The organism is Marinobacter alkalisoli (assembly GCF_045449855.1).
GTDB lineage: Bacteria > Pseudomonadota > Gammaproteobacteria > Pseudomonadales > Oleiphilaceae > Marinobacter.
This window is the reverse complement of record NZ_JBJJLC010000016.1, coordinates 101,463-126,347: the sequence shown is the minus strand read 5'-3', so window position 1 is coordinate 126,347 and position 24,885 is coordinate 101,463. Positions and strand designations below refer to the sequence as shown.

The following is a 24,885-nucleotide window of genomic DNA, read 5'->3' as shown; positions in this document are numbered from 1 at the left end:
GAGGGCCTTCACCCGCCATGCCCGCACCACAACTCGCAGGCTAGAAACAAAAAAACCGCCAACGGCCAGAAACCGTGGCGGTTTTTTTCAGGTCAGGTGCTTACTGCATTTGCTGCTGCATCTGACGCTGTTGTTGCATCTGCTGCTGCATCTGCTTCATGCGCTTGTCCAGCTCCGCGCGCTGCTCTTCAGTGAACACAGCGTCGACCTTGGCCTGCATCAGAGTAGACAGTGCGGTCATTTCACCGGTCAGGTCACCCAGCTTCTCGGCATTGTCGCGGATGGTGTCTTCGTCATAGTCCGGCTTGATCTCGGCCTGGATTGCCTGCTGCAGTTGCTGTGCTTCCGCCTGAAGACCCTGAATCTCGCCCTGCATCTCTTCGATGATACCGCGAATCTCTTTCTGCTGGTCATCGCTCAGACCCACCAGCTCGGCCAGTTGATCTACCTGGTCACCCTGGGGCGCCTGGGCTCCACCACCCTGCTGACTCATATCCTGGGCCATGGCAGGACCGGCCAGACCGATGGTCAGAAGGGCAATACCAAACAGTTTTACAAGCTTCATAAATTTCTCCGTAAATTAAGCGGTAACCACACAATATGGTGACGTCAAACCGCTGATCATCATTGGTTTCTCGGTTCAGGTCCACCACCCTAAAACAAAATGCCCTCCGCTTTCACCCCGATATCCCCTCTTTTTGTACATACTTCTCAAACCACCCGCCCGGATGCCGCGGCATCGGCGGTTTCAATCAAATGTGAAAATTTGGTCATTCCCGTCCATAATGGCGCCGTTCAGCCAATTCTGGAGTATCAACATGGCCATCAACTGGTTTCCCGGGCATATGCACAAGGCCCGCAAGGAGATCAAAAAAGTAATGCCGCAGATGGACCTTATCATTGAGGTCGTCGACGCCCGCATTCCTTTTAGCAGCGAAAACCCTCTGGTTCCCAACCTGCGGGGCGATACGCCGCTGATCAAGGTACTCAACAAGCGCGACCTGGCGGATCCAGACGTTACCGCCCGGTGGCAGGACTGGCTGGAAAAGGAACGGGGGGTGCGCGCCATCACCCTCACCCACAACCAGCGCGGCGAGGCCATGGATATCCTCAAACTCGCTGCCGCAATGACACCGGGCCACGACCGGCAGAAAAGTGCGCTGCGGGTGATGATCCTCGGCATTCCCAACGTGGGGAAGTCTACCCTGATCAATACCCTGGCCGGACGCCCGGCGGCGAAGACCGGTAACGAACCGGCGGTGACCCGCGCCCAGCAGGCCATCAAGCTGCCTGACAACATCCTTCTGTACGACACCCCGGGCTTCCTCTGGCCCAAGCTGTCGCCGGAAGCCTGTGGCTATCGTCTCGCGATTACCGGCGCCATCCGCAGTGCGGTGATTGATTTTGAAGACGTGGCCCTGTTTGAGGCGGATTACCTGCTGCAGGCGTATCCTGAGCTGATCAAGAAACGCTACGGCTTTGAAGACCTTCCGGTTGATGGCCTGGCGCTGATGGACGCCATTGCGGCCAAGCGCCGGTTCTTTGCGCGGGGAGGCATCCCGGATCTACACAAGGTGTCCGAGGTTCTGCTGAATGAGCTGCGCGCGGGCACCCTGGGGCGTATCTCGCTGGAGACACCGGAGATGATTGAGCAGGAAGCCCGGGAAGCCGAGGCCGCGAGGCTGGCCAAAGAAGCCGATCAATCAGGTTGATGGGCACCGGCACACCCGGAACCAGCCGGTGGTGACGTATTCCGAAGGCAAGGCATCGAACATTTCCCGCGCGGTTCTGACCAGGTGCGGCTGATCATAGAATCCGGCTTCTGTTGCCAGCCGCGACACCGACTTGCCCGGCTCCCAGAAGGCCAGCGCCCGGTTCATTTTCAGGTGCAGCAGAAAACGACGCAGCGGCACCCCGGTCTGCTGACGAAACAGGTGGCTCAGCCGCGACGCGGATAGTCCGACGTACCCGGCCAGCAGGCTGACGTCCAACTTCTCCGGCAGCTCCCTTCGCAGGATGCCACAGACCCGTGATACCCGCTCGTCCAGTGGTTCCGCCGGACGTCCGGCGATGGTCAACAAACCCTCCAGACAGCGTTCCACTGCTTCGCAGTCCAACTCCTGAACGGATGGTACGTCAAGGCGATCCAGGTTCAGGTCAGCGGAACCTGAATCACCAACCAGATGGCGCAGGGCGCGCCAGTGACGGCTGTCGGGATCCATCTGGACAATCCACATACGGGTATGACCAGGATCGAGTGCCTGAATGACATCGGGTGACACAATGGCGGCCCGGGTACGGCGCCAATGGCCGTCCACCTGCAGCTGAAATGCCTGATCCAGCCCCACCAACAGCGATGCGCTGATGTGTCGATGGGGCCGGTTGGGCATCAGCCGCCCGACCACCTGCCAATGGTCCGACCACAGAAACAGGGTGCCCTGGGGGCTGCCGGATGCGGGCGGGCGCCCCGCGGAATTACACGTCATAGAATGCACCGGATCAGGATTCTGCTATCAAGCATACCCCAATCAGTGCGTATCAGTGACCCTGGGCGGGTTTACTGGTGGAATCTGAGCCCTGGGCATGGGGTACCGGAATGCCCAGTTTGGCGGCAAACTCGATGCTCACAAAAATGGGACCAATCAGCAGAAAGACCAGATCCTCAACAAAAGACGGCTTTTTGCCCTCTACCTTGTGGCCCCACACCTGCACCACCCAGGCCAGGACCCAGACCACAAGACTGGTCCAGAACAATGACCAGCCGCTGGCAATCACGCTCTGGATAATCCAGGCCGACAACGCAAACCATGCGGCCATCAGCACAAACACCCACACGGACAGTCGCAGATACACGATGCCCGACAGCACCGCCAATATGGTGGCGCCATTAACCCACTCAGCCGCTGCACCAGACAAACCCAGCCAATGGCCCACCGGTATCAACCAGAACAGACCAAGCGTTGAGATCATGATGGCAGGCACACAGACAATATGGACCCACTGGTTAACGGGGTTCTGGTGGCTATCGCCGTAATCATGAAGAAACCGGGACAAGCTACGCACAGAAATATCCTCTTGTTGTAATTGATAAGTGTCATGTTATCAGGACCAACCTGCCCCGCCTTGTACGTAACAGCTATCGGATGTCCCGTCTGCAGCGCCCCTTACCAAGGTCAAATATCACCCGCGCGACAAAGCGCCTAAACTGTCAGGTAAGATCAGTGAACGAACAGAGCACCTGCCGGCACGCCGGAGGGCTCCTGAGGAGGAAAGTATGAGACGCGTTGTCGTCACCGGTATGGGCATTGTTTCGTGCCTGGGTAACTCCGCCGATGCGGTACTGGACAGCCTGAAAAACGGCAAATCCGGCATTCGCTTCAGCGACACCTACAAGGAGCTGGGGTTCCGCAGCCAGATTTGCGGTTCGGTGGATGTGGATACCAGTGTGATTGATCGCAAACTGCGCCGTTTCATGGGCCAGTCCGCCATGTACAGTTATCTGGCCATGCAGCAGGCGGTGGAATCCGCTGGGCTGACCGAAGACCTGGTTTCCAACGATCGCACCGGCCTGATTGCCGGCTCCGGCGGGGCTTCCAGCGCCAGTCAGGTCGAGGCAGTGGACCTGATGCGGGAGAAAGGCGTCAAGCGCATCGGGCCCTATATGGTTCCGCGCATCATGACCAGCACAGTCTCCGCCTGCCTGGCCACTGCCTTCAAGATCCGGGGGGTTAACTACTCCATGTCCTCCGCCTGCGCCACCAGCGCCCACTGCATTGGCCACGCGATGGAGCAGATCCAGTCCGGCAAGCAGGATATCGTGTTCGCCGGCGGCGGCGAGGAAGAGGACTGGAGCCTGACCATGCTGTTTGATGCCATGGGCGCGCTGTCCACCAAATACAATGATGCCCCGGAAACGGCTTCCCGCCCGTTTGATAGCGGCCGGGATGGCTTCGTAATCGCCGGTGGCGGCGGTATGCTGGTGATGGAAGAACTGGAGCACGCCCGCAAGCGCGGCGCGACAATCATTGCTGAGCTGACCGGTTACGGCGCCACATCCGACGGGCACGATATGGTCGCGCCTTCCGGCGAAGGCGCCATGCGCTGCATGAAGCAGGCCCTGGCGACCATTGATTCACCGGTGGATTATATTAACGCCCATGGCACCAGTACGCCGGTGGGCGACGTCGCTGAGCTGGGCGCGGTTCGCAACGTCTTTGGTGACCGGGTTCCGCGGATTTCATCCACCAAATCCCTGTCTGGCCATTCCCTGGGCGCTTCCGGCGTGCATGAGGCGATTTATTCCCTGCTGATGCTCCAGAACGGTTTCATTGCCGGCACTGCCAATCTCAACAACCCGGATGAGAAAATCAGTGATATGCCCGTTGTCGGGCCGAAAGCTCAGGACGCCGAGCTGAACACGGTTATGTCCAACAGCTTCGGCTTTGGCGGCACCAACGCATCACTGATATTCCAGAAGGTGTAATCCCCTGGCGGAGAGCCTCTCACCGTGATGGCTCTCCGCTCGCCGACTTTTATCTGCGATCCGGTGTTTCATCATTGGCACGGCAGGTTTTCCGTATTAGGGTACATACTTGACATGACTCAATATGGACCGCTCCTCCGCCATGGCCAGAGCAATGAATATTAAACTCGCTCCCGCACTCAAGGCCTCCTGCCACAACTGCGGCCTCAGTAACCTGTGCCTTCCCCTTGCCATCGAGGACAATGAGCTCGATCGACTGGAAGACATTGTGGAGCAGGGCCGCATCTTCAATCGCGGCGAACACATCTTCGACCAGGACACCCCCTTTCGCTCATGCTTTGCCGTGCGTAGCGGCGCCGTGAAAACCTCAATCATCACCGAGAGCGGCCAGGAACAGGTTACCGGCTTCTTCCTGCCTGGAGAGCTGGTGGGGCTGGACAGTATGAGTGGCAAACGCTACGCCTGCACCGCAAAAGCACTGGAGCGCACCAGTGTGTGCAAATTCCCGGTAGAGAAGCTGGAAGAGCTGACCGGCGCCATGCCCGAGCTTCAGCATCACATGTACCAACTGATGAGCCAGGAGATCCGCAACAGCCATCAACTGGTCATGCTGCTGAGCAAGAACACCGCCGAGGAACGCATCGCCGCTTTTCTGCTCTCCCTGTCCAGTCGTTTCCAGCGCCGGCGCATGTCCCCCACGACATTCAGCATGCCCATGGCGCGCAATGATATTGCGAATTTCCTGGGCCTTGCGGTAGAAACCGTGAGCCGGGTTTTTACCCGATTTCAGAACCAGGGCCTGATCAGGACCCGTGGCCGCGACGTGGAGATTCTGGATATTGAAGCGGTAAGAAAGGTTATTCCGGAGTTCTCCCGTCAGGGCTGCTGAGCCCCGACAGGGAATACCACTGTCCTGACTGCCCCTCAGTGGGCGGGCGTATCCGTTGGCTGCCGGCCATTGGACAATGACAAGGCTTCCAGTTCATCAGACAATCCGGAGCGCCAGGGTAGCTGCTTGATGCCAAACGTATTGCGGATTTTCGTGCAGATCAGAGTGGCGTTGGCGGGCTCCCATGTGGCCCACTCCGGGGTGTCGTCCACCACCCGGATACCCGCCGGAATGCCCGGCAGACCGGCAATTGCCAGCCCCAGCTCATAGAGGGAAATTTCCTCGGCGCCAGCGTACTGATAGGTTCCCCACACTTCTGCGCCGCAATCAATCTGCAGGATCACCGCTTTCATGACCCGGGCCAGATCCCGCACCGTCACCGGCTGCCCCCGACACCGCCCCGGTAGCCGCAAGGTATCCCCCGGAGCGGTTCCCTGTTGCACCTTGCGAATGAAACGCCCGAGGCTCCAGCCGGTACGCAGGATGATATGGCGGGGCAGCAGGGTTCTCAGGGCCTGCTCGCACTCCCACTGCCAGTTACCGAGCTCATTGCAGGGATGCCCCGGATTTGAAGATATGTAGGCGCTTTGCTTGCGGCCATCAAAAACGTAACAGGAAGACAGCTGCAACAACGCCATATTGCGTTCACCGGCAAACTCCGCCAGGGCTATAGGCAGGGAAAAGGCCGCCTTGTGAATACCCTCGGGATCCCGTTCCGCGGCTTCGGGATCCGTCAGCCACAGGGCATTGACGATCAGGTCCGTATCCTCCGGAATCCACTCTTCGAGGGCAGACAGGTCCGCCTTGTCCGGATCACTGACCAGCAGTGGGCTGACGTGGAGCGGTGTATCCCGCAACCGTTCCAGCAAAACCCGCCCCAGCGATCCGTAATCATGAACTACAACAACATGCACAAGCGTCCCACGCCTCCCGAAATATCACTAATGTGACGGTCACCCGATAACGATCAAGCCAATGGCACCACCGGTGACCAACTTACAATACTACGCAACTGACCCATTAGAACCTGAAGAGCATACAACAACAGGATCCGACATGCTGAAACAACAGAGCCACATTGTAGCCCCCATCCCCGATGAACTGCGCACCCGCGCTCTGCTCACCGTTGAAGAACTGCGGGGGCGCGGCAAGGCCGACAAGGAAGCCATCGACAGGCTTTACAACCTGATCGTGGAAATGACCGAAGAAGGACTCGACTTCTTCTTCCTTGAACCCCTGCGCCGTCTCAACGCCGGCAACATGATGATGAGCATGGCCAAAATGGGTATCGGCAGCATGCTCAAGGGCAGCAAGATGGTGATTCACAAGGTGCTGAAAAAACTCGACGATCGCAGCCTGTACTCCATTCTGGACTTCGTCGAGGAAATCATCCACGAGCCAGAAGCTGCCGCCTGAGTTCGTCTGCCAGCTTACCGGTACAGCCTGGGCACCCGGGCTGTTACCCCTGTCAGCAACTCATAGGCAATGGTACCGGCGTGGCCCGCCACTTCATCCACGCCGACCTGATTGCCCCATAACTCTACCCGATCCCCGGCCTGAGCCTCTGGCGCCTCCGACAGGTCCACTGCCAGCATATCCATGGAAACCCGGCCAATCAGACGGATACGTTTACCGTTGACCGCTGCTGGCGTCCCCGTGCCCGCATGGCGAGGGTAACCGTCACCATACCCCACAGCGACTATTCCCATCGGCGTCTCTTTGTCCGCCACCCAGGAGGAACCATAACCGACACTGTCACCCGCCTTGAGCACGCGCCTGGCAATCAACGGAGCTTCCAGTGTCATCGCCGCTTTCAGGCCCAGTTCCGGCCCCGTCACACCAATAACCGGAGAGGCGCCATAGAGCATGATGCCCGGGCGGCTCCACTCGAACAGTTCCTGTTCCGGCAAAAAATGCGCGGCGGAATTACCAACGCTTCTTTCAAGATCCGGCCAGGGTGAAACCGCTGCCTTGAAACGCTGCGTTTGCTCCCGGGTAAAGCTGCTGTCATGGTCATCGGCACAAGCGAAATGGGTGACAAACCCCTGCAACGCGGACTTCGTGACCGGTGATGACAACAATTGCTCCACCCTTCCCGCCAGATCATCCGCCGGGAACCCCAGTCGGTTCATCCCGGTATTCACTTTCAGCCAGAAATCCGGGGGGGATTCAGCCTCCCTCAGCCACGCCAGTTGGTAATCACTGTGCATGACCGGCTGGAAGCGCTGATGGGCACACAGGGCGACATCCTCCGGCGCATGGGTACCCTGAAGCATTATCACCGGATGGGTAAGTCCTTCATCCCGAACGGCCAGCGCTTCTTCAAGGCAGGCAACCCCATACCTGGGCGCCTCCCCGGCCAGCGCCCTGGCAACCTGGCGGATACCATGGCCGTATCCATCGGCCTTGATCACCGCCATGGCCCGGGCGGAACCTGCGCGCTCACAGGCTAATCGATAATTATGGCGCAGTGCCTCCAGGTCAACGCGGGCGATGGTACTTCTCGGCATCAGTACTCACCACCGTAATCGCCATAATCCCCATGGGCCAGATCTTCGAACTTGGTGTATTTGCCGATAAACGCCAGGCGAATGGTGCCGATAGGACCGTTACGCTGCTTACCGATGATAATCTCGGCAATGCCCTTGTCCGGGGTGTCTTCGTTGTAGACCTCATCCCGGTATACAAACATGATGACGTCGGCGTCCTGCTCGATCGCGCCGGATTCCCGCAGGTCCGAGTTGACCGGGCGCTTGTTGGGGCGCTGTTCCAGACTACGGTTCAGCTGTGACAGCGCCACCACCGGGCAACTCAGCTCTTTGGCAATACCTTTCAGCGAGCGGGAGATTTCGGAGATTTCCGCCGTCCGGCCCTCGGTGTTACCCGGCACCCGCATCAACTGAAGGTAATCCACCATGATCAGGCCGATCTTGCCATCGTTCTCACGGGCAATGCGGCGGGCACGGGAGCGCATTTCAGTGGGGCTCAGTCCGGGAGTGTCATCGATATAGAGCGGCTTGTCTTTCAGCAGGCTGACGGCGGAAGTCAGCCGTGGCCAGTCGTCTTCCTCCAGCTTGCCGCCTCGCACCTTGGTCTGGTCGATCCGCCCGAGCGAAGACAGCATACGCATGGCGAGCGCATCCGCCGGCATTTCCATACTGAACACCAGAACCGGCGTGCCGGTGCTTATCAGGGCGTTTTCCACAATGTTCATGGCGAAGGTGGTCTTACCCATGGACGGACGCCCCGCAACGATGATCAGGTCCGCCGGTTGCATACCGGAGGTCTGTTCATCCAGATCCCGGAAACCGGTGGTCAAACCGGTCGTCTGCTCGCCCGACTCGAACAACTCCTCAATTCTGCTCAAAGCCTTGGTCAGAATGGGGTTGATCGCCTGCGGGCCAGAACCTTCTTTGGCACGGGATTCGGCAATTTTAAATACGCTTCGCTCAGCCTCATCCAAAACTTCCGCACTGGTCCGTCCCAGCGGATTGAAAGCGGAATCCGCAATCTGCCCCGAAACCTCAACAAGGCTGCGTAAGATCGCCCGCTCTTTGACGATATCAGCATAGGCACGAATGTTGGCCGCTCCGGGCGTTTTTTCCGCCATTTCGGCCAGGTAGGACAACCCACCGGCATCTTCAATATCGCCTGCACGCTCCAGGAACTCTGCCAGGGTGACCACGTCCAGCGGTTCGCTCTCGCTGGCAAGGCGCTCCGCCGCCGCGAAAATCAGGCGATGGTCCTGGCGATAGAAATCAGCGGCGGAAATCACCTCACTGATCTCGTCAAACCGGCGATTATCCAGCATCAAACCACCCAACACGGCCTGTTCGGCTTCGACCGAGTGTGGCGGCACTTTGATGCGGCTGGTGTCTATGTCTGTTTTTGCGGGCTTGAGATTAGGATTGGCCATGAACACATCTTCAGTTAAGGATCATTTCAGCGACAGTTTAAGCGGTTTGCATCCTCGATGGGAGAGCTCCCGAGAGCATACCAGAAAGCAACAGGCCCGGAACCGCTTTCGCGGAACCGGGCCTGTACAGCGGGCGCCCCGAACTATCCGGAGACACCCACATTGCCACTGGCAGGATCAACAGCCTGGCGGTAACGCCGGACTGCCAAGCCCTGATCGCCGATTACTCGGCGACAACGACCAGCTTGATGACAACGGTAACGTCAGAGTGCAGCTGCAGCTCAATGTCGTACTCGCCGGTCACGCGCAGCGGACCTTCGGGCAGACGAACTTCGCTCTTCTCGACTTCGGTACCGCTGGCAGTCACGGCATCAGCAATGTCGCGCACACCGATAGAACCGAACAGCTTGCCTTCTTCACCAGCCTTGGAGGTGATGGTGACGGAAGCGCCTTCCAGAGCTTCGGCACGGGTCTGGGCAGTTGCCAGCTTTTCAGCGGCGACTTTTTCCAGCTCTGCACGGCGCTCTTCAAAGGCCTTCAGGTTTTCAGCAGTGGCTGCAACAGCTTTGCCGTATGGCAGCAGAAAATTACGACCGTAACCGGCCTTTACCTTGACCTTGTCACCGAGTGAACCAAGGTTTGCTACTTTCTCGAGCAGAATAACTTCCATCTCGTTAACCTCTTCGTGCTTTATTCAGCCGGCCCGGCGGGCTTGATTCGCCCCCGGATATCCAGCCAGCTATCCACAAACGCCAGAAACACTAACAGAATCATCAGGCTTGGGGCCGTTAGCACCAGTGCTATGTAAAACAACACCAGCCACTGCCCACTCAGATTTTTACGACCAACCAGACCATGAACAAGCGCCAGGCCCGCAACAAGCAGCGGCATGCCCCCAGCCCATCCCAACAGCATGGCGTTCAGCCCCAGAAAGGGCCCCACCACCATGGTGACCGCACACAGTACGGCGACCACCGGTGACAGCCGGAAAGCATGAAACTCTTTCCGGAACCCGCCGGGGTTATAAAGCCCGGCCTGCCAGGATCTTGCCAACATGGTCATTGCCACACCTGTTACCAGGTAAGTACCGGCCATGCTGGCACTCATGGTGTCCCGAATCACTGTCTCCAGCTCATCGCCCAGACTGCGGGCCACCTCGGCATTGTATTGTTCGTAAAAACTGACCCCGGTGCGGACCAGATCGTCCAGTAACTCCGGGTATATCACGGGCAACATCAGCCCCGTGATAATCGCCAGAAAGCTCCCCCCAAGGAGGGCTCTTTCCCATGACAGGGACAGCCTGAGGATGGAAGCCATCAACATCACTTCGAGCATGACCGCCAGCGCCGTCGGATCCTGTCCGAACCAGCTCCAGCCAAGTGCCGGAAGCAATGCCCAGAGGCCGACATTCAGCCCCTGACCGATACCCAGCCTGAGAATCACCAGGCCAATAACGGCAGCTCCAACCCAGAACAGCAGGGGTATCGCAGTAGCGACTGCCGCAACCCCGCCTGCCTGCAGGGGACCGCGCATTACAAACTGTGCCAGTGCACGCATGGTCCCAAGTCCTGTTTATCTGTTAATTAGTTATCGTGGCTGTCCGAGTACGGCAGCAGTGCCAGGTAGCGGGCACGCTTGATAGCGGTAGCCAGCTGACGCTGATAACGTGCTTTGGTGCCGGTGATGCGGCTGGGCACGATCTTGCCGGTTTCTGTGACATAACCTTTCAGGGTGTCCAGATCCTTGTAATCGATCTCTTTAACACCTTCTGCCGTGAAGCGGCAGAACTTACGACGTCTGAAAAAACGAGCCATAACTTAACTCCTCAACTCCGGTTAATTACTCTTCTTCGTCCTGGGTCTCAGCCTTCTGACGCTCTTCCTGACGCTCTTCAGATTCGGCCGGACGACGCGCCGGACGCTCATCTCCACCAGAACGACGGTCCTCACGGGACTCAGCAGCTTTCATCGGAGACAGATCGGTAACAGCCTCATCGCGACGCAGAATCAGGTCACGGATGATGGCATCGTTAAACCGGAAGTTGTGGGTCAGCTCGTCCATAGCGGCCTGTGAACATTCAGCGTTCATCAGCACGTAATGAGCCTTGTGGATCTTGTTGATCGGGTAAGCCATGTGACGACGGCCCCAATCTTCCAGGCGATGTACCTTGCCGCCATCTTCAGTGATGACGTTGGTATAACGCTCGATCATCGCGGGCACCTGCTCGCTCTGATCCGGGTGTACCATAAATACGATTTCGTAGTGACGCATGAGTTCTCCCTACGGTTTAAACAGCTTCCCCTTGATGGGCGGGCAAATCAAACAAAGCACCCGCGGCCATCAAATATGAAAGCAAGGAGGTGGCAGTCTCGCTGCCGGTTTCTTTTGCTTTTTCAATGAGGCATTACAGAAAGGCCTGATCAAAAGCGTCATGTTGCTGCCCGGAATTCAGACAATACAACACCGCCCCTATAAAAAGGGGTGCCGTATTCTAGGCGTGTCGGACACTCTATGCAAGCCTCTGACGCAGCGCTTCGTACAGACAGACGCCTGTCGCCACGGACACATTCAGGCTGTCCACGTGCCCCTGCATCGGAATGTTGATCAGGGCATCGCAGTGTTCCCGGGTCAGGCGCCGCATGCCCTTGCCCTCAGCCCCCATGACCAGGGCCACGGAACCGGTAAAGTTTGCCTGGTACAGTGTGCTGTCCGCTTCTCCTGCGGTGCCGATTAGCCACACCCCCTCATCCTTAAGGGTTCGCAGGCATCGCGCCAGATTGGTCACCCGCACGAAGGGTACGGTTTCCGCTGCGCCACAGGCGACCTTGCGGGCCACCGGCGTCAGGGTTGCTGACTTGTCCTTGGGAACAATCACCGCCTGCACGCCAACGGCATCCGCCGTTCGCATGCAGGCCCCCAGGTTATGAGGATCGGTCACGCCATCCAGCACCAGAAGAAACGGCGGCTTGTCGGACCCGGCGAGCATAGCCATCAAGTCGTCTTCGCCCCATTCCCGGCTTTCAGACACCGCTGCCACAACCCCCTGGTGGACACCGGACACTTTCCCATCCAGCTCCTTCCGGTGCACAACGCTCCAGCGAACACCGAGATCATCAAGGGCAGAAGTGATGCCTTTTACCCGTTTGTCCTGACGCCCCGTCTGTATCCAGACCTGTTGCAGCCGTTCCGGCTCGCGCTTGAGGACGGCCTCAACCACGTGCCAACCAAATATGAATTCTCCGGACACTGGTTATTTTCCTGACTTGCGGGATTTCCGTTTCTTGTCCTTGCCAAGGGCCAGCTTGGCAGCCTGCGCCACCAGCTCATCCCGCGCGGACATTGGCTCATTGCCAGAACCCTGCTCCTTTGCAGCTGGCTTGCCCTTGGGCTTGTCACCTGCGGCTTTGGCGGGACGCTTTTTAGCTGCGGGCTTTTCACTGGCCTCGGAACGGGGCGTGGATCTGGACTTGCCACCCCTTGCCGCACCCTTGGGCGCGCCCTTCGCCCCGCCCTTACCTCGACCTTTCGCCTTGCCGCGAGGTTCCTTGCGGGTCACGTCCAGCGCATCCCGGTCGGCCTGCCGATGGCGGGGCTCACTGATCAGTTCAAGGTCTATTTTGCGATCTTCCATACCAACTCGAACCACCTTGACCCGCACCTCGTCGCCAAGGCGGAAACTCTGGGCGGTACGCTCACCGATCAGGCGGTGCTTGGCCGCATCATGGTGGAAAAAGTCACCACTGAGGGTAGACACATGGACCAGCCCCTCGATGTAAACGCCGGACAATTCCACAAAGAAGCCAAACGGCACTACCGCGGCAATAACCCCGTCGAACTCTTCGCCAACGTGGTCACTGAGGTATTCGCACTTGAGCCAGGCCATGACATCGCGGGTAGCGTCATCGGCACGCCGCTCGGCCATGGAGGTATGCTCGCCAAGTCGCTCCATGCTGGCAAAGTCGTAGGGATATTCCGCCAGCTCCGGGTCACGCCTGGGCGGCTTTACGACATCTTTTGCCGGGTTTTCACCGTGGATAATGGACTTGATGGCCCGGTGCGCGATCAAGTCCGGATAGCGGCGAATGGGCGACGTGAAATGGGCATAACCGGCAAAGCCAAGACCAAAATGGCCGCCCTCTTCCGGGCTGTAAACCGCCTGGCTCAGTGACCGCAACATCACGGTCTGGATCACATTCGCATCCGAGCGGTCAGAAATATGAGACAACAACTCCTGGTAATCCGCCGAGGTCGGGCTATCGCCGCCACCGAGCTGAAGGCCTAGCTCGCCAAGGAACAACCGGACTGCATTCAGGCGCTCTTCCGAGGGGCCATCATGAACCCGGTACAGCGCCGGCAGCTTGTATTTCTTGAGGAAACGAGCAGTGGCAACGTTCGCGCACAGCATGCATTCCTCGATGATCTTGTGGGCTTCGTTGCGTTGCACCGGCACGATTTCTTCAATCTTGCGCTCGGCATCGAATACGATTTTGGTTTCGGTGGTTTCAAAATCAATCGCGCCGCGCTCGGTGCGCGCTTTCCGCAGCAGCTGGTACAGACCATACAGATTGTGCAGCTGCGGCAGCACATGGGCGTACTGCTCACACAGCTTGTAGCCCTGCTCCGAGTCCGGGTGTTCCAGCATGGAACTGACCTTGTTGTAGGTCAGCCGAGCATGGCTGTACATCACCGCCTGATAGAAGCTGTAACTGCTGATATTGCCCGCCGCACTGATGGTCATATCCGCCACCATGCACAGCCGGTCAACCCCGGGGTTCAGGGAGCACAGCCCGTTGGAGAGTTTCTCCGGCAGCATCGGCACCACATGGTCCGGGAAGTAAACCGACGTGCTGCGATTGACGGCCTCGTCGTCCAGCGGCGTTCCCGGGCGGACATAATGGGACACGTCAGCAATCGCCACCAGCAGGCGATAACCGCCACGCGGGCGCGGCTCGCAGTAGACTGCGTCATCAAAGTCCCGCGCGGTTTCATCATCAATCGTCACCAGGCGCAGATTGCGGATATCCACCCGGTTGGCCTTGTCTTTTTCTTCGACCTCTTCGGAAATCTTCGCCGCCTGTTCGCCGACGGCGGGCGGCCAGCTGTGGGGAATATCATAGGAGCGAATGGCAACGTCGATCTCCATGCCGGGCGCCATGTGTTCGCCCAGGATCTCCACCACCTTGCCAAGCGGCTGGGTACGAACGGTCGGCTGGCGAACAATGTCCACAACCACATACTGACCGTGCCGGGCCTCGCCACAATTCTCCTGGGGCACCAATACCTCGTGGTTGATACGGGCGTTTTCCGGAACCACAAAGCTGATCCCGCTCTCCTGGAAAAAGCGGCCAACGGTCTGGTTGGTCTTGTGTTCCAGCACCTCGACAATGACCCCCTCGCGGCGGCCTTTGTCATCAACACGGTCCACCCGGGCGGCAACCCGATCACCATGAAATACCTGGCGCATCTGGCGTGCGGTCAGGAACAGGTCACTGCCGCCATCGTCCGGGACCAGAAAACCGAAACCATCCTTGTGCCCTATCACCCGGCCCGAGACCAGGTCGGCTTCTTCGATGGGCAAATAAGCACCCCGACGGTTACAGATCATCTGGCCGTCACGGCACATGGCGATCAGTCTGCGCCGCAATGCCTCGATACCTTCCGGGGAATTCTGTCCGAGTTCCTGGCAGAGGGTTTCGTGGGTCGCCGGGGCGCCACGCTCTTTCAGATGCTCAAGAATGAACTCCCGGCTCTGGATAGGGTTGTCGTATTTTTCCGCCTCACGACTGGCGTGCGGATCTCTGTCCGTCTTATTTCTTGAAACCATTCGGATCCTTGTCCTGTCCGCCTTTAAATAACGCGGTCATATTGCATGTGCTCAGGAGTATAACGCCGGTTCGACCAGCCTGCCTAACCGTCAGCAAAATAAAGCAATTAATTTCCCGATAATTTACCGAAAAAAATGTTTGACAGCTTTTTCCGCAATCATTAAAGTACGCGCCATCGGTTGAGGGACACACCTCACCGCTGGCAGAAACGCCAAGTTTTCAATAAACTGTAGGCAACTCTGTGAATCACCTGCCGAGGTGGTGAAATTGGTAGACACGCTAGCTTCAGGTGCTAGTGGGGGCAACCCCGTGGAGGTTCAAGTCCTCTCCTCGGCACCATTTCCTTCCCCAGGAAATGGCAAGAAAGAATCCCAAACACAGCAAACACTTATGGTTATCCAGTCACCCGGCCGTTGATCGCTCAGGGCTTTTGGCTATTCCACCAGCTCCGTCAGATAGTCCGAGAGCCGCTGGTACTGATAACTCACCCGCCCGAACACTGCGGACGGCACCTCCTCGAATTCCCGGCCACAGTCCGCGGTGGATCGATGATCCGTGAGGTAGGCATCCGCAATCAGGTTGGGTTGCTCACCCACATAATGGCTCATACCTTCCTGCGGATAGAACATGATCCAGTCGAACCCGTCTTCCGCAGACACATGGTCTGGCCCGGACATCCCCGGGTCAGTAAATGAGTATCGCAGCAACCGGACATAGTCACCCCGGGTATCGAACTCCAGAGCCAGACTGGCGAAGCCATCGGGGGCGTCTGCAGCGGCGTAACTGTACGCCTGCTGAGTAGAAACCACATGGCTGGCACCTTCACTGCCGTCATCAATGGCGCACTCGCCCGGTGCGCCTGCCAGACTGATGGCCGCCTGCTCCACACCATCAACCAGGAGCCGATAGCCGTTGAACAACGGGGTTCCGTTGGTGTAGTCCGGCTCAAGGCTCCGGTTTTCAAGAGCGGAATCGGCTGTCAGCCGTTCCAGCCTGCCATCGGACATGGCCCAGCTGTAGGTAATTTCCGGCGGGCCGCCAAACTCCGAGGCATCCGCCAGACCATCCTGACATTGCGTGGTGGTCTCGAAAGTGGCCTGGCGATTGGCCCAGTCAAAACTCAGGCGCTCATCCACCCCGGGATCGTCATAAGCCACCCGGCTTTGCAGGGACAGGGAGATCGATGGCAACCACTGGACATCCAGATCCGCCATTCGCCCACCGACGCTGATCAGCCTCGCAATCTCGGGCATGGAGGGAGCCATGCACCCTTCTGACGCTATCGCCATCAACCGACCATCGGGACCGTAATCAAAGGACAGTTCCGCCGTGGTTAACAGCGAGGAGCGGTTAGCAGGCAGGTCACCATATTCCGACTGGCCCGAGACCACCTGACGCGTCAACAGCACGGGATCGGTCAGCTCCAGATCGACTTCCGGCAACGCCAGACTGTCGATGTCGACATTGGCGTAACCTCCCTGGGAGGCGGCGTCGTCCACGACGGTGACAATCCCGGCGGCGTTCTGAACCAGTGACAGCCCCAGCAGATAGGCCGCCCGCGGGCTCAGGAAGCGCTCTGTCCCATCGGCAGCGTCTTTAGCCAGTGCCTCGCTGTATGCCTTGGGGAACTGCCCCGCCATGAACCGTGCAAACGCCCGTGCGTAACCATGAGCGCGCAGATCTCCGGCCCGAATGTAATCGGTCAGCAGGTTCACTTCCGCCAGGGACGAACCTGCACCCTCCGACACCAGTGACGATGCGCCGGCCAGACCACGGTACCGCGCCAGCGTCGTCAAAGGCGTAACCTGCCTGACACCCGGCGGCGCCGACATCATATAGGCGCTGTCAACGGGCCGGTCACCACCAGGCAATTGCTCCACCGTCTTACCCGGCAAGGCCAGGGCGTAAAGGGGATAGTCCCTCGGATCAATATCGGGGGCATCTGCAGAATCCTGCACCAACTCCTCAATCTCCAGCGCGAACGCGCCGTCTTCCCCGGACATCGCAGTCGGTTCACCGGATGCCAGAGTCACAGTGGTGCCAGACGCCAGTTCCACCGTCAGTGGCCCCGGCGAGTACTGGCTGTCGCCGTCAATATCGAGCCACACCCTGGCATTACGCAGGTAACCGTCAATCACTTTTCCGGTGTAGGGCGCGGGTTCACTGTAACCCACCCCGTCGAAATCACGACCATCAACAGGCCGCTCATCGGATTCCTTGCCACATCCGGCCACGGCCAGGGCAAAAAGAGACACGGACAGGGGAAGAAGACGTTTCATGGCAGCAACCGGTTATCCTTGTTAGAGGTTGTGCCGCTACTGTAGGGGATGATGAGGGGAGGAACCTTGATAGGTTTGGCAATTTGTAAAGTTTGGTAACAGAAGGCTCCGGCGGGGCATGGCCGCCGGAGCCAACCCGATCAGAACGACCGGGCGACGATTTCCTTCATGATCTCGTTGGTGCCAGCGTAAATGCGCTGTACGCGGGAGTCGGCCCAGGCGCGGGCGATCGGGTATTCCCACATGTATCCGTAGCCGCCGTGCAACTGGACGCACTCGTCCATCACCTTACACTGGATGTCGGTGGTCCACTGCTTGAGCATGGCCGCAGTGGGGATGTCGAGCTTCTTCTCCAGGTGCAGCTCCAGGCAGCGATCACAAAATACCCGTGCTGCGGTGATTTCCGCTTTCATTTCCGCCAGCTTGAAGCGGGTGTTCTGGAACGCAATCACCGGTTTGCCAAAGGCCTTGCGCTCTTTGACGTAATCCAGAGTCCACTGCCAGGCCGCTTCAGCTGCGGCAACGGCGGCCAATGCCACCTGCAGGCGCTCAGCCGGCAGTTCCTGCATCAGCTGGAAGAAGCCCTGCCCTTCCATGGAACCCAACAGGTTTTCCGTCGGCACTTTCACGTCCTGGAAGAACAGTTCCGAGGTATCCTGGGCCTTCATGCCCACCTTGTTCAGGTTCTGGCCTTTCTCAAACCCTTCCGATGCGGTCTCGACCAGCAGCAGGCTGGTGCCTTTGGCGCCTTCCTTCGGATCGGTCTTGGCCACCACAATAACCAGATCCGCCAACTGACCGTTGGTGATAAAGGTCTTGGAGCCGTTAAGAATGTAGTGGTCGCCATCCTGGATCGCGGTGGTTTTGACGCCCTGCAAATCGGAACCGGCGCCAGGCTCGGTCATGGCGATGGCACCGATCATTTCGCCGGTGGCCAGCTTGGGCAGGTATTTTTCCTTCTGTTCCTGTGAACCGTGATTGAGAATGTAGGGCGCTACGATATCGGAATGCAGACCCCAGCCAATACCCGACAGGCCGGCGTAGGAAATTTCTTCCATGATCACGGCGCTGTAACGGAAGTCAGCGCCCACACCACCAAACTCTTCCGGCATGGTCGGACACAGGAAGCCCAGCTCCCCGGCTTTGAGCCACAGCTCACGGCTGACCTGCCCGTCTTTTTCCCATTGTTCATGATAGGGCGCCGCTTCCTGCTCCAGGAATTTGCGAACGGAATCGCGGAAGCCTTCGAGATCGGCGTCAAAGAGTTTGCGTGGAATCATGGTAAACCTCGGTGAATGACCTGTGTTGTGGTTATCGTTCACCAAGTCTCTGCGCAGAGGCGGTTTCGCTCAATGGTGAAAACCATCAATCGGGCTGACCAAAACCATCGTCTAGCGCTGATCACCGCGCTTGCCGTTGGCGCGCTCCTCGCCCCAGCGCGGCATCAGGTCCTGGGGCAGGCCCAGGTGATCGAGTATGCGAGCGACAATGAAGTCGACCAGATCACTCACCGATTGCGGGCTGTGATAGAACCCGGGGCTGGCCGGCATGATGACCGCGCCCATGCGGGTCAGCCGCAGCATATTCTCCAGGTGCACCTCGGAATATGGCGCTTCGCGGGGCACCAGAATCAGTTGCCGGCGCTCTTTCAGGGCCACATCTCCGGCCCGTTCGATCAGGTTGTTGCTGGCACCGGTGGCCAGTGCTGACAGGGTGCCGGTACTGCAGGGACAAACCACCAGCGGAGCTTTTTCGCCGGAACCGGAAGCCGGTGGCGCGAACCAGTCTTCCCGCCCGAATACCAGCAATTGCCCGGGGCCCGCGTGGGCATACCCGGCCAGCGCCTCTTGCATCGCCTGCGGGGAGCCCGGCAACTTGAGCTCGGTTTCCGTGGCGATCACCACCTGGGCGGCACGGCTGACCATCACATTCACCCTACAGCCGGCCGCCACCAGGCACTGCAACAGGCGCAGACCGTACTGGGCGCCAGAGGCACCGGTAAAGGCCAGGTTGATGGTTCGTGGTTGTGCCGCAGGTTCAGTCATGACGGGTATCTACGTTCGAGTTCGGCAACCAGTTTCTGATGAATACCACCGAAACCGCCATTGCTCATAATCACAATGTGGCAGGGACCGCTCACATTCGCCAGTGTCTGTTCAATCAGGGCGTCGACGTTGGCTTCCACATGGTGTTGTACGGTTTCGCCCTCACCGCCCTTCCAGCTCTTCACCAGCGCAGGCAGCCACTCCAGCTGATTCAGATTGGCCCAGATTACATGGTCGGCGGCGACGGCACTGGGCAACAGTGCCTGCTGGTGTACCCCCTGCTGCATGGTGTTCGAACGGGGTTCGATCAGGGCGATCACCGGTTCCTCGCCCACTTTATTGCGCAACCCCTCCAGGGTGGTGGCAATGGCAGTTGGATGGTGGGCAAAGTCATCATAGACGCTGACGCCGTTAATCTCAGCCAACAACTCCATGCGCCGCTTCACCCCGGAAAAGCGGCACAGGGCAGCAACGGCGTGGTCCGGCGTGACGCCCACATGACGGGCGGCGGCAATGGCCGCCAGGGCATTGCGAACGTTGTGCATGCCGGTCTGGGACCAGTTCACCGTGGCCACTGGCTGCTCGTGGTGAACCACCATGAAACGGCTGCCGTCCTCTGACAGCAACTCCGCCCGCCAATCCGTGGTGTAGGGTACTTCACTGCCAATGGCGGTGGTTTGCACCCCGCTCCAGCATCCCATGTCCAGGGCGCGATCCAGATGCACATCGTTCGCTGGACGAATGATCAGACCGTTGGACGGCACGGTACGAACCAGGTGGTGAAACTGGCGCTCGATGGCCTCGACATTGTCGAAGATGTCGGCGTGATCGAATTCCAGGTTATTCATGATCAGGGTGTGGGGCCGGTAATGGACGAACTTGGAACGCTTATCGAAAAACGCGCTGTCGTATTCATCGGCCTCGATCACAAAGAAGTCACTGGAACCGAGGCGTGCCGATACCGGGAAATCCTTCGGCACCCCCCCGACCAGGTAACCAGCGTCAAAGCCGGCCTGCTCGAGAATCCACAGCAGCATGGACGTTGTGGTGGTCTTGCCATGGGTGCCGGCCACCGCCAGTACCCAGCGATGGCGCAATACTTCCCGCGCCAGCCATTCCGGGCCGGACATGTAATCAATATTGCGGTTGAGGACAGCCTCCACCTCGGGATTGCCGCGGGACATGGCGTTGCCGATCAGCACCAGATCCGGCTTCGGCTCCAGGTTCTCGGCGCGGTACCCTTCCATCAGACCAATGCCCTGGGCTTCCAGTTGGGTGCTCATGGGTGGATACACGCCCTGATCCGAGCCCGTTACCGTGTGCCCCTGCTCCCGGGCCAACACCGCAAGGCTGCCCATGAATGTGCCACAAATTCCCAGAATATGAATGTGCATGACCGGTCTGACCTCTTGAATTGGACGTGCCAAGCCTCCCGTATACATCACCGACCGTCAAGGGCTTCGTTATCCGCAATCCTGCTCATGAAAAAAGCCGGCATTTGGCGTATCATCTGCGGCAATCACTGAACCAGCAGGAGGCTCCAGCCCGAGATGGCCACCAAGAACGCTTTTTACGCTCAATCCGGCGGTGTGACCGCAGTCATTAACGCCAGCGCCTGCGGGGTTATCCAGACCGCCCGCAAACACCCGGAAAGCATCGGCAAGGTCTACGCCGGCCGCAACGGGATCATTGGCGCACTCAAGGAAGAGCTGATTGATACCAGCCTGGAAAGCGACGAGGCCATTCAGGCGCTGATCCACACTCCCGGTGGGGCTTTCGGTTCCTGTCGTCACAAGCTCAAGAACATTTCCGAGAACAGGCGTGAATACGAGCGCCTGATCGAAGTGTTCCAGGCCCATGACATTGGCTACTTTTTCTATAATGGCGGCGGCGATTCCCAGGACACGGCCTACAAGGTCTCCCAGCTGGCCGAGAAAATGGGCTACCCGATTACCTGTATCGGCGTGCCCAAGACCGTGGATAACGATCTGCCCTTTACCGACTGCTGCCCCGGCTTCGGCTCAGTGGCGAAGTACATTGCCACCTCGACCCTGGAAGCCAGCCTCGACATCAAATCCATGTGCGAAACCTCCACCAAGGTCTTCATACTTGAGGTCATGGGCCGCCATGCCGGCTGGATTGCCGCTGCTGGGGGACTGGCCGGCGAGGGCGCAGACCAGCCGCCCCACATCATCCTGTTCCCGGAGATGCCGTTTGACCGGGATGCATTCCTGGCGCGGGTTGAATTCTGCGTGAAGGAATACGGCTACTGCGTCATCGTCGCCTCTGAGGGTGCCCAGTACGAGGACGGCCGCTTCCTGGCCGATGCCGGCGTCAAGGACGCCTTTGGCCACACCCAGCTCGGTGGCGTGGCGCCGGCGCTGGCCAACATGGTCAAGCAGGCATTGGGCTATAAGTACCACTGGGCAGTGGCGGATTACCTGCAGCGCAGCGCCCGCCATATTGCCTCTGCCACTGACGTTGAGCAGGCCTACGCGGTGGGTAAGGCGGCGGTTGAAATGGCCGTGGCAGGCAAGCAGGCGCTGATGCCGACGATTGTCCGCGAACAGTCCAAACCGTATCGTTGGCACATTGGCGAAGCACCGCTAAGCGAAGTGGCGAACCAGGAAAAGAAAATGCCCATCCATTACATTTCGGATGACGGCTTTCACATCACCCAGGACTGCCGCGACTACCTGGAGCCGCTGATCTACGGCGAAAGCTTCCCGCCGTTCGACAATGGCCTGCCCCGGGTGGCAAAGCTTCAGAACAAGCTGGTGGAGAAAAAACTCAGGACCGACTTCCAGCTCTGATCTCTGGCCGGGAAATAAAAAAGGCGCCTGCGGGATAACCGCAAGCGCCTTTTTTCTTCCCGCAGGGATCAGTTCGCTCTCGCGGTCTCCCGCGCACTCAGGTAACGCACGAACTCATCCGAGCCGCCAATGTACTCCTGCCCGACCAGGATCTGGGGCACGGTATAAACCGGCCGGCCAATCCTGTCAGCGATGTCCTCCTTGGACATGCCTTCTTCAATCATATCCACGTAGGTAAAGGGAATCCCCTTTACTTCGCACAACTGTCTGGCACGAACACAGAAACCGCAGGAAGAGCGGCCGTAGATGGTCACATGCTCCATACATTACTCCTTAACCGAAACGATCAGGCGGGGGTCTCGCCCTGAATAACTATTGCCGCCATGATGTCATGCCACCGGATAAAATAAAATTGATGGTTTGAATGATCACCATAGTACCAGCCGATACGCTGGTTACTGCCTGATCCCACAGTGGAAAGCCGGTGGCGGCGTCAGGTTTTCAGACGCCCCAGTTCGGAATCCAGCACCTCTACCTGCTCATCCAGGGCGTCACCGCTACCACGCACCCGCTGTGCAAGCACCCGCAGATCACTGGCGGCATCCCCGATTTTCGTCAGGTTCCGGTTGATCTCCTCGCTGACCGAACTCTGCTCCTCGGCCGCTGTCGCCACCTGGGTTACATGCTCCACGATGGTGCCAATGCGTTCGACCACGGCCGCCAGGGAATGATCCGCCTCGCGGGTACCGTCCACTGCGGTTGTGGCACGGTCCACTCCGGAACGGATCACTGACACCGCGCCATTCACGTCGCTCTGCAGGCCTTCGATCATTTCACTGATCTCGTCCGTGGACTGTCGGGTACGGGATGCCAGTGTGCGCACCTCATCCGCCACCACCGCAAAGCCACGCCCCTGCTCACCGGCCCGGGCCGCCTCTATGGCGGCATTCAGGGCCAGTAGGTTGGTCTGCTCGGCAACGCCGCGAATCACGTCCAGAATGCGATTGATGTCGTCGCTGCGGGTAGCCACCTGGGTAATCGCTGTACTGGCCTGGTCCATGTCCGCGGACAGCGCACTGACACCATCCACCGCCGTGGTGAGAGTATCCTGGGTAAAGCGCACCCCATCCTGAGCCTGGCGTGCATTCTCCGCCGCCTCCCCGGCAAACCCGGCGACTTCTCCGGCCGCCGCCGACATCTCGTTCATGGCGGTCACCACGCTCTCAATATCCTGATGCTGGCGCTCGGTCTGTTCGTCCGTCTCCCGCGCAATGCCCCCGACATCGGTCGCCTGCTGGCGAACCTGGCCGTTGACGTTCTTGAGGTCGTTGATCATATCCCTCAGGCGGGCAAGGAATGCGTTGAATCCGCCCGCCAGCTCAATCAGCTCGGCGTGGGTATCAATCGACAGCTCGCGGGTGAGATCCCCCTCGGCACTGGCCAGATTCTTCATGCGGTCGCGGATTTCGTTGAGCGGGCGGGTAACAGAGCGAACCAGCAGCACCAGAATCAGAATGGCAAGCACCGATACCACAACGCCCACCAGGGTTTGACGCGCGGCCGTAGCGCCGACCTCGTCGGACAACAGGGCGGTGATGGCCGAAACCTCAGCCAGGGCGGCTTCCCGGGGCAGCTCAATCAGCAAGGACCATTGAGTGCCCGGCAGATCAATCTCCACAGGATAGGACACGGCAAGGGTCTCGCCATCGTCAAAGGTCCGCTCCCCCCGGTGCAAATCAACGAACTCGCCCGCCAACTCGGGCAAGGCCTCGTTCAACGGGCGGCCAAGGTGGCTGTCGTAGTGACTGGAGGCGGCAATCAGCCCCTGGTCACTCAGCAGCGTGACGCGGGATTTGCCACTGTACAGCTCATTACTGACCTCCCGAATGGTTTGCTGGAGCGTCGAAAGATTGATATCAACTCCCACCACCCCAGCGAACTCACCACCATCGAGAATCGGCACCACCAGACTGGTCATCAGCTCGGAGTAGCCTTCCTCGATCTCATACTCGTAGGGCTCCATGATACAAGGCTGCATGCTGTCTCTGGAGCACAGGTACCATTCCGCTTCACGAATGCCGAACTCATTGCGATTGTCGAGGTACTTGGTGGCGGGATCCCCGGTGCGACTGAAGATCACCTCGCCCTCAGGCGAGCGATAGAAATAGATTTCCAGGGTGCCCTCATCACTGCTGTGCTCTTCCACACCGCCAGTGAAGTATCGGTCCTGCCCGTCGTACGCATCCGGCTCAAACTGCGCGTACACCGAGCTCAGGCTTTTTTGTTCCTCCAGCACCGTGCCAACCGTCTCCTGCAAAGCAACCCGACTGATCCTGCCGGAGCTGTCAGCCTGGATATTGCGAATGATCACGTTGCGAACCACTTCCGGCGTACGGTAGGCGGTCGCAAACTGGCCGCTGACCAGTTCCCCGTACTTTCCCGCAGTTGCACCGAGGCGCTCCATCACAATACCCTGCACGGTATCGCGGGTTTCGGTGGTCATCCGCTCTTCCATGGCACTCAGCGACAGTTGGGCGGTCACTACGATACTGACCCCCATCACAAGCAGCAGCGTAATAACCAGGGCGTAGAGTTTGAAGCGTAGCGAAAGCTCTTTCATTGCAATGGAACCTGT

Annotated in this window: 23 protein-coding genes and 1 tRNA gene; 6 read left to right on the top strand and 18 right to left on the bottom strand. The window is 58.9% G+C overall.

Translation table 11 applies throughout. The features are described 5' to 3' along the window. Positions 1 to 100: 100 nt before the first annotated feature. Positions 101 to 565 (bottom strand): Spy/CpxP family protein refolding chaperone, encoded by a 465-nt coding sequence (locus tag ACJO5Y_RS08675; RefSeq protein ID WP_406986214.1) that lies wholly within the window; start codon positions 563 to 565, stop codon positions 101 to 103. Between the two features lie 253 nt (positions 566 to 818). On the opposite strand from ACJO5Y_RS08675, the gene ylqF reads away from it, so the two are divergent. Further along, positions 819 to 1,712: a ribosome biogenesis GTPase YlqF gene (gene ylqF / locus ACJO5Y_RS08670; protein WP_406986212.1), complete on the top strand. Its 894-nt coding sequence runs from the start codon at positions 819 to 821 to the stop codon at positions 1,710 to 1,712. Here ylqF and ACJO5Y_RS08665 read toward each other — a convergent pair. After that, positions 1,704 to 2,486: a helix-turn-helix domain-containing protein gene (locus tag ACJO5Y_RS08665; protein WP_406986209.1), complete on the bottom strand. Its 783-nt coding sequence runs from the start codon at positions 2,484 to 2,486 to the stop codon at positions 1,704 to 1,706. The two genes, ylqF and ACJO5Y_RS08665, sit on opposite strands and share 9 nt — an antisense overlap. A 52-nt stretch (positions 2,487 to 2,538) precedes the next feature. Then, positions 2,539 to 3,063 carry an Mpo1 family 2-hydroxy fatty acid dioxygenase gene (locus ACJO5Y_RS08660; protein WP_406986207.1) on the bottom strand — a complete coding sequence of 175 codons (525 nt, stop codon included), beginning with the start codon at positions 3,061 to 3,063 and terminating at the stop codon, positions 2,539 to 2,541. Positions 3,064 to 3,274: 211 nt separating this feature from the next. Here ACJO5Y_RS08660 and fabB point away from each other — a divergent pair, with 211 nt between their 5' ends. Together fabB and fnr are read left to right on the top strand one after the other, a co-directional pair. Further along, complete coding sequence (gene fabB, locus ACJO5Y_RS08655; protein WP_406986205.1) at positions 3,275 to 4,483, top strand: beta-ketoacyl-ACP synthase I; 1,209 nt, start codon at positions 3,275 to 3,277, stop codon at positions 4,481 to 4,483. A 142-nt stretch (positions 4,484 to 4,625) separates the two neighbouring features. Beyond that, positions 4,626 to 5,372, top strand: coding sequence for a fumarate/nitrate reduction transcriptional regulator Fnr (gene fnr / locus ACJO5Y_RS08650; RefSeq protein ID WP_406986228.1), 747 nt, complete (start codon positions 4,626 to 4,628; stop codon positions 5,370 to 5,372). Between the two features lie 35 nt (positions 5,373 to 5,407). On the opposite strand, the gene ACJO5Y_RS08645 is transcribed toward fnr, so the two are convergent. Next, a complete protein-coding gene (locus ACJO5Y_RS08645) occupies positions 5,408 to 6,286 on the bottom strand; it encodes a sugar nucleotide-binding protein (protein WP_406986202.1) in 879 nt (292 codons plus the stop codon). A 142-nt stretch (positions 6,287 to 6,428) separates the two neighbouring features. On the opposite strand from ACJO5Y_RS08645, the gene ACJO5Y_RS08640 reads away from it, so the two are divergent. Continuing rightward, positions 6,429 to 6,788, top strand: coding sequence for a hypothetical protein (locus tag ACJO5Y_RS08640; protein ID WP_406986201.1), 360 nt, complete (start codon positions 6,429 to 6,431; stop codon positions 6,786 to 6,788). 14 nt (positions 6,789 to 6,802) lie between these two features. Here ACJO5Y_RS08640 and alr read toward each other — a convergent pair whose 3' ends face one another. From alr to rnr, 8 genes are all read right to left on the bottom strand, one after another. Next, positions 6,803 to 7,882, bottom strand: a complete 1,080-nt coding sequence (alr, locus tag ACJO5Y_RS08635; RefSeq protein ID WP_406986199.1) for an alanine racemase — start codon at positions 7,880 to 7,882, stop codon at positions 6,803 to 6,805. Then, on the bottom strand, positions 7,882 to 9,288 hold the full coding sequence (gene dnaB, locus ACJO5Y_RS08630; protein WP_406986197.1) for a replicative DNA helicase: 1,407 nt from the start codon (positions 9,286 to 9,288) through the stop codon (positions 7,882 to 7,884). Before dnaB ends, alr begins: the two co-directional genes overlap by 1 nt. A gap of 223 nt (positions 9,289 to 9,511) precedes the next feature. Then, positions 9,512 to 9,958, bottom strand: coding sequence for a 50S ribosomal protein L9 (rplI, locus tag ACJO5Y_RS08625; RefSeq protein WP_406986194.1), 447 nt, complete (start codon positions 9,956 to 9,958; stop codon positions 9,512 to 9,514). Positions 9,959 to 9,978: 20 nt separating this feature from the next. Beyond that, a complete protein-coding gene (locus ACJO5Y_RS08620; RefSeq protein WP_406986191.1) occupies positions 9,979 to 10,845 on the bottom strand; it encodes a YybS family protein in 867 nt (288 codons plus the stop codon). Positions 10,846 to 10,871: 26 nt separating this feature from the next. Beyond that, on the bottom strand, positions 10,872 to 11,102 hold the full coding sequence (rpsR, locus tag ACJO5Y_RS08615; protein ID WP_114613426.1) for a 30S ribosomal protein S18: 231 nt from the start codon (positions 11,100 to 11,102) through the stop codon (positions 10,872 to 10,874). Positions 11,103 to 11,127: 25 nt separating this feature from the next. Then, the gene (gene rpsF, locus ACJO5Y_RS08610; RefSeq protein ID WP_406986188.1) at positions 11,128 to 11,559 is read right to left on the bottom strand and encodes a 30S ribosomal protein S6; all 432 of its coding nucleotides are present in this window, start codon (positions 11,557 to 11,559) and stop codon (positions 11,128 to 11,130) included. A 238-nt stretch (positions 11,560 to 11,797) separates the two neighbouring features. After that, positions 11,798 to 12,535, bottom strand: a complete 738-nt coding sequence (rlmB, locus tag ACJO5Y_RS08605; RefSeq protein WP_406986185.1) for a 23S rRNA (guanosine(2251)-2'-O)-methyltransferase RlmB — start codon at positions 12,533 to 12,535, stop codon at positions 11,798 to 11,800. A 3-nt stretch (positions 12,536 to 12,538) separates the two neighbouring features. Further along, positions 12,539 to 15,112 carry a ribonuclease R gene (gene rnr / locus ACJO5Y_RS08600; RefSeq protein WP_406986183.1) on the bottom strand — a complete coding sequence of 858 codons (2,574 nt, stop codon included), beginning with the start codon at positions 15,110 to 15,112 and terminating at the stop codon, positions 12,539 to 12,541. A 253-nt stretch (positions 15,113 to 15,365) separates the two neighbouring features. Here rnr and ACJO5Y_RS08595 point away from each other — a divergent pair. Then, positions 15,366 to 15,452 (top strand) — tRNA-Leu (locus tag ACJO5Y_RS08595). A gap of 95 nt (positions 15,453 to 15,547) precedes the next feature. Here ACJO5Y_RS08595 and ACJO5Y_RS08590 read toward each other — a convergent pair. The 4 genes from ACJO5Y_RS08590 to mpl all read right to left on the bottom strand — a co-directional run bounded on the left by ACJO5Y_RS08590 (position 15,548) and on the right by mpl (position 20,831). Next, positions 15,548 to 17,392 (bottom strand): hypothetical protein, encoded by a 1,845-nt coding sequence (locus tag ACJO5Y_RS08590; RefSeq protein WP_406986180.1) that lies wholly within the window; start codon positions 17,390 to 17,392, stop codon positions 15,548 to 15,550. A 140-nt stretch (positions 17,393 to 17,532) separates the two neighbouring features. Beyond that, complete coding sequence (locus ACJO5Y_RS08585; protein WP_406986178.1) at positions 17,533 to 18,672, bottom strand: acyl-CoA dehydrogenase family protein; 1,140 nt, start codon at positions 18,670 to 18,672, stop codon at positions 17,533 to 17,535. A gap of 111 nt (positions 18,673 to 18,783) precedes the next feature. Next, positions 18,784 to 19,437 carry a flavin prenyltransferase UbiX gene (locus ACJO5Y_RS08580; RefSeq protein WP_406986175.1) on the bottom strand — a complete coding sequence of 218 codons (654 nt, stop codon included), beginning with the start codon at positions 19,435 to 19,437 and terminating at the stop codon, positions 18,784 to 18,786. Next, positions 19,434 to 20,831, bottom strand: coding sequence for a UDP-N-acetylmuramate:L-alanyl-gamma-D-glutamyl-meso-diaminopimelate ligase (gene mpl / locus ACJO5Y_RS08575; protein WP_406986172.1), 1,398 nt, complete (start codon positions 20,829 to 20,831; stop codon positions 19,434 to 19,436). The genes ACJO5Y_RS08580 and mpl overlap by 4 nt, the downstream gene beginning before the upstream one ends. A 156-nt stretch (positions 20,832 to 20,987) precedes the next feature. Between mpl and ACJO5Y_RS08570 the strand changes: the two genes are divergently transcribed. Then, positions 20,988 to 22,250 carry a 6-phosphofructokinase gene (locus ACJO5Y_RS08570; RefSeq protein ID WP_406986170.1) on the top strand — a complete coding sequence of 421 codons (1,263 nt, stop codon included), beginning with the start codon at positions 20,988 to 20,990 and terminating at the stop codon, positions 22,248 to 22,250. 68 nt (positions 22,251 to 22,318) lie between these two features. Here ACJO5Y_RS08570 and ACJO5Y_RS08565 read toward each other — a convergent pair whose 3' ends face one another. Further along, entirely contained in the window at positions 22,319 to 22,573 is a 255-nt protein-coding gene (locus ACJO5Y_RS08565) for a GrxA family glutaredoxin (protein ID WP_406986167.1), read from the bottom strand. A 170-nt stretch (positions 22,574 to 22,743) separates the two neighbouring features. Continuing rightward, a complete protein-coding gene (locus ACJO5Y_RS08560; RefSeq protein WP_406986164.1) occupies positions 22,744 to 24,870 on the bottom strand; it encodes a methyl-accepting chemotaxis protein in 2,127 nt (708 codons plus the stop codon). Positions 24,871 to 24,885 lie beyond the last annotated feature (15 nt).

What these genes read in the sequence shown, in the direction of transcription:
- ACJO5Y_RS08675 (WP_406986214.1), bottom strand. Translation starts at nt 565, where the DNA reads ATGAAGCTTGTAAAACTGTTTGGTATTGCCCTTCTGACCATCGGTCTG.
- ylqF (WP_406986212.1), top strand. Translation starts at nt 819, where the DNA reads ATGGCCATCAACTGGTTTCCCGGGCATATGCACAAGGCCCGCAAGGAG.
- ACJO5Y_RS08665 (WP_406986209.1), bottom strand. Translation starts at nt 2,486, where the DNA reads ATGACGTGTAATTCCGCGGGGCGCCCGCCCGCATCCGGCAGCCCCCAG.
- fabB (WP_406986205.1), top strand. Translation starts at nt 3,275, where the DNA reads ATGAGACGCGTTGTCGTCACCGGTATGGGCATTGTTTCGTGCCTGGGT.
- fnr (WP_406986228.1), top strand. Translation starts at nt 4,626, where the DNA reads ATGGCCAGAGCAATGAATATTAAACTCGCTCCCGCACTCAAGGCCTCC.
- ACJO5Y_RS08640 (WP_406986201.1), top strand. Translation starts at nt 6,429, where the DNA reads ATGCTGAAACAACAGAGCCACATTGTAGCCCCCATCCCCGATGAACTG.
- alr (WP_406986199.1), bottom strand. Translation starts at nt 7,882, where the DNA reads ATGCCGAGAAGTACCATCGCCCGCGTTGACCTGGAGGCACTGCGCCAT.
- dnaB (WP_406986197.1), bottom strand. Translation starts at nt 9,288, where the DNA reads ATGGCCAATCCTAATCTCAAGCCCGCAAAAACAGACATAGACACCAGC.
- rplI (WP_406986194.1), bottom strand. Translation starts at nt 9,958, where the DNA reads ATGGAAGTTATTCTGCTCGAGAAAGTAGCAAACCTTGGTTCACTCGGT.
- ACJO5Y_RS08620 (WP_406986191.1), bottom strand. Translation starts at nt 10,845, where the DNA reads ATGCGTGCACTGGCACAGTTTGTAATGCGCGGTCCCCTGCAGGCAGGC.
- rpsR (WP_114613426.1), bottom strand. Translation starts at nt 11,102, where the DNA reads ATGGCTCGTTTTTTCAGACGTCGTAAGTTCTGCCGCTTCACGGCAGAA.
- rpsF (WP_406986188.1), bottom strand. Translation starts at nt 11,559, where the DNA reads ATGCGTCACTACGAAATCGTATTTATGGTACACCCGGATCAGAGCGAG.
- rnr (WP_406986183.1), bottom strand. Translation starts at nt 15,112, where the DNA reads ATGGTTTCAAGAAATAAGACGGACAGAGATCCGCACGCCAGTCGTGAG.
- ACJO5Y_RS08590 (WP_406986180.1), bottom strand. Translation starts at nt 17,392, where the DNA reads ATGAAACGTCTTCTTCCCCTGTCCGTGTCTCTTTTTGCCCTGGCCGTG.
- ACJO5Y_RS08585 (WP_406986178.1), bottom strand. Translation starts at nt 18,672, where the DNA reads ATGATTCCACGCAAACTCTTTGACGCCGATCTCGAAGGCTTCCGCGAT.
- ACJO5Y_RS08580 (WP_406986175.1), bottom strand. Translation starts at nt 19,437, where the DNA reads ATGACTGAACCTGCGGCACAACCACGAACCATCAACCTGGCCTTTACC.
- mpl (WP_406986172.1), bottom strand. Translation starts at nt 20,831, where the DNA reads ATGCACATTCATATTCTGGGAATTTGTGGCACATTCATGGGCAGCCTT.
- ACJO5Y_RS08570 (WP_406986170.1), top strand. Translation starts at nt 20,988, where the DNA reads ATGGCCACCAAGAACGCTTTTTACGCTCAATCCGGCGGTGTGACCGCA.
- ACJO5Y_RS08565 (WP_406986167.1), bottom strand. Translation starts at nt 22,573, where the DNA reads ATGGAGCATGTGACCATCTACGGCCGCTCTTCCTGCGGTTTCTGTGTT.
- ACJO5Y_RS08560 (WP_406986164.1), bottom strand. Translation starts at nt 24,870, where the DNA reads ATGAAAGAGCTTTCGCTACGCTTCAAACTCTACGCCCTGGTTATTACG.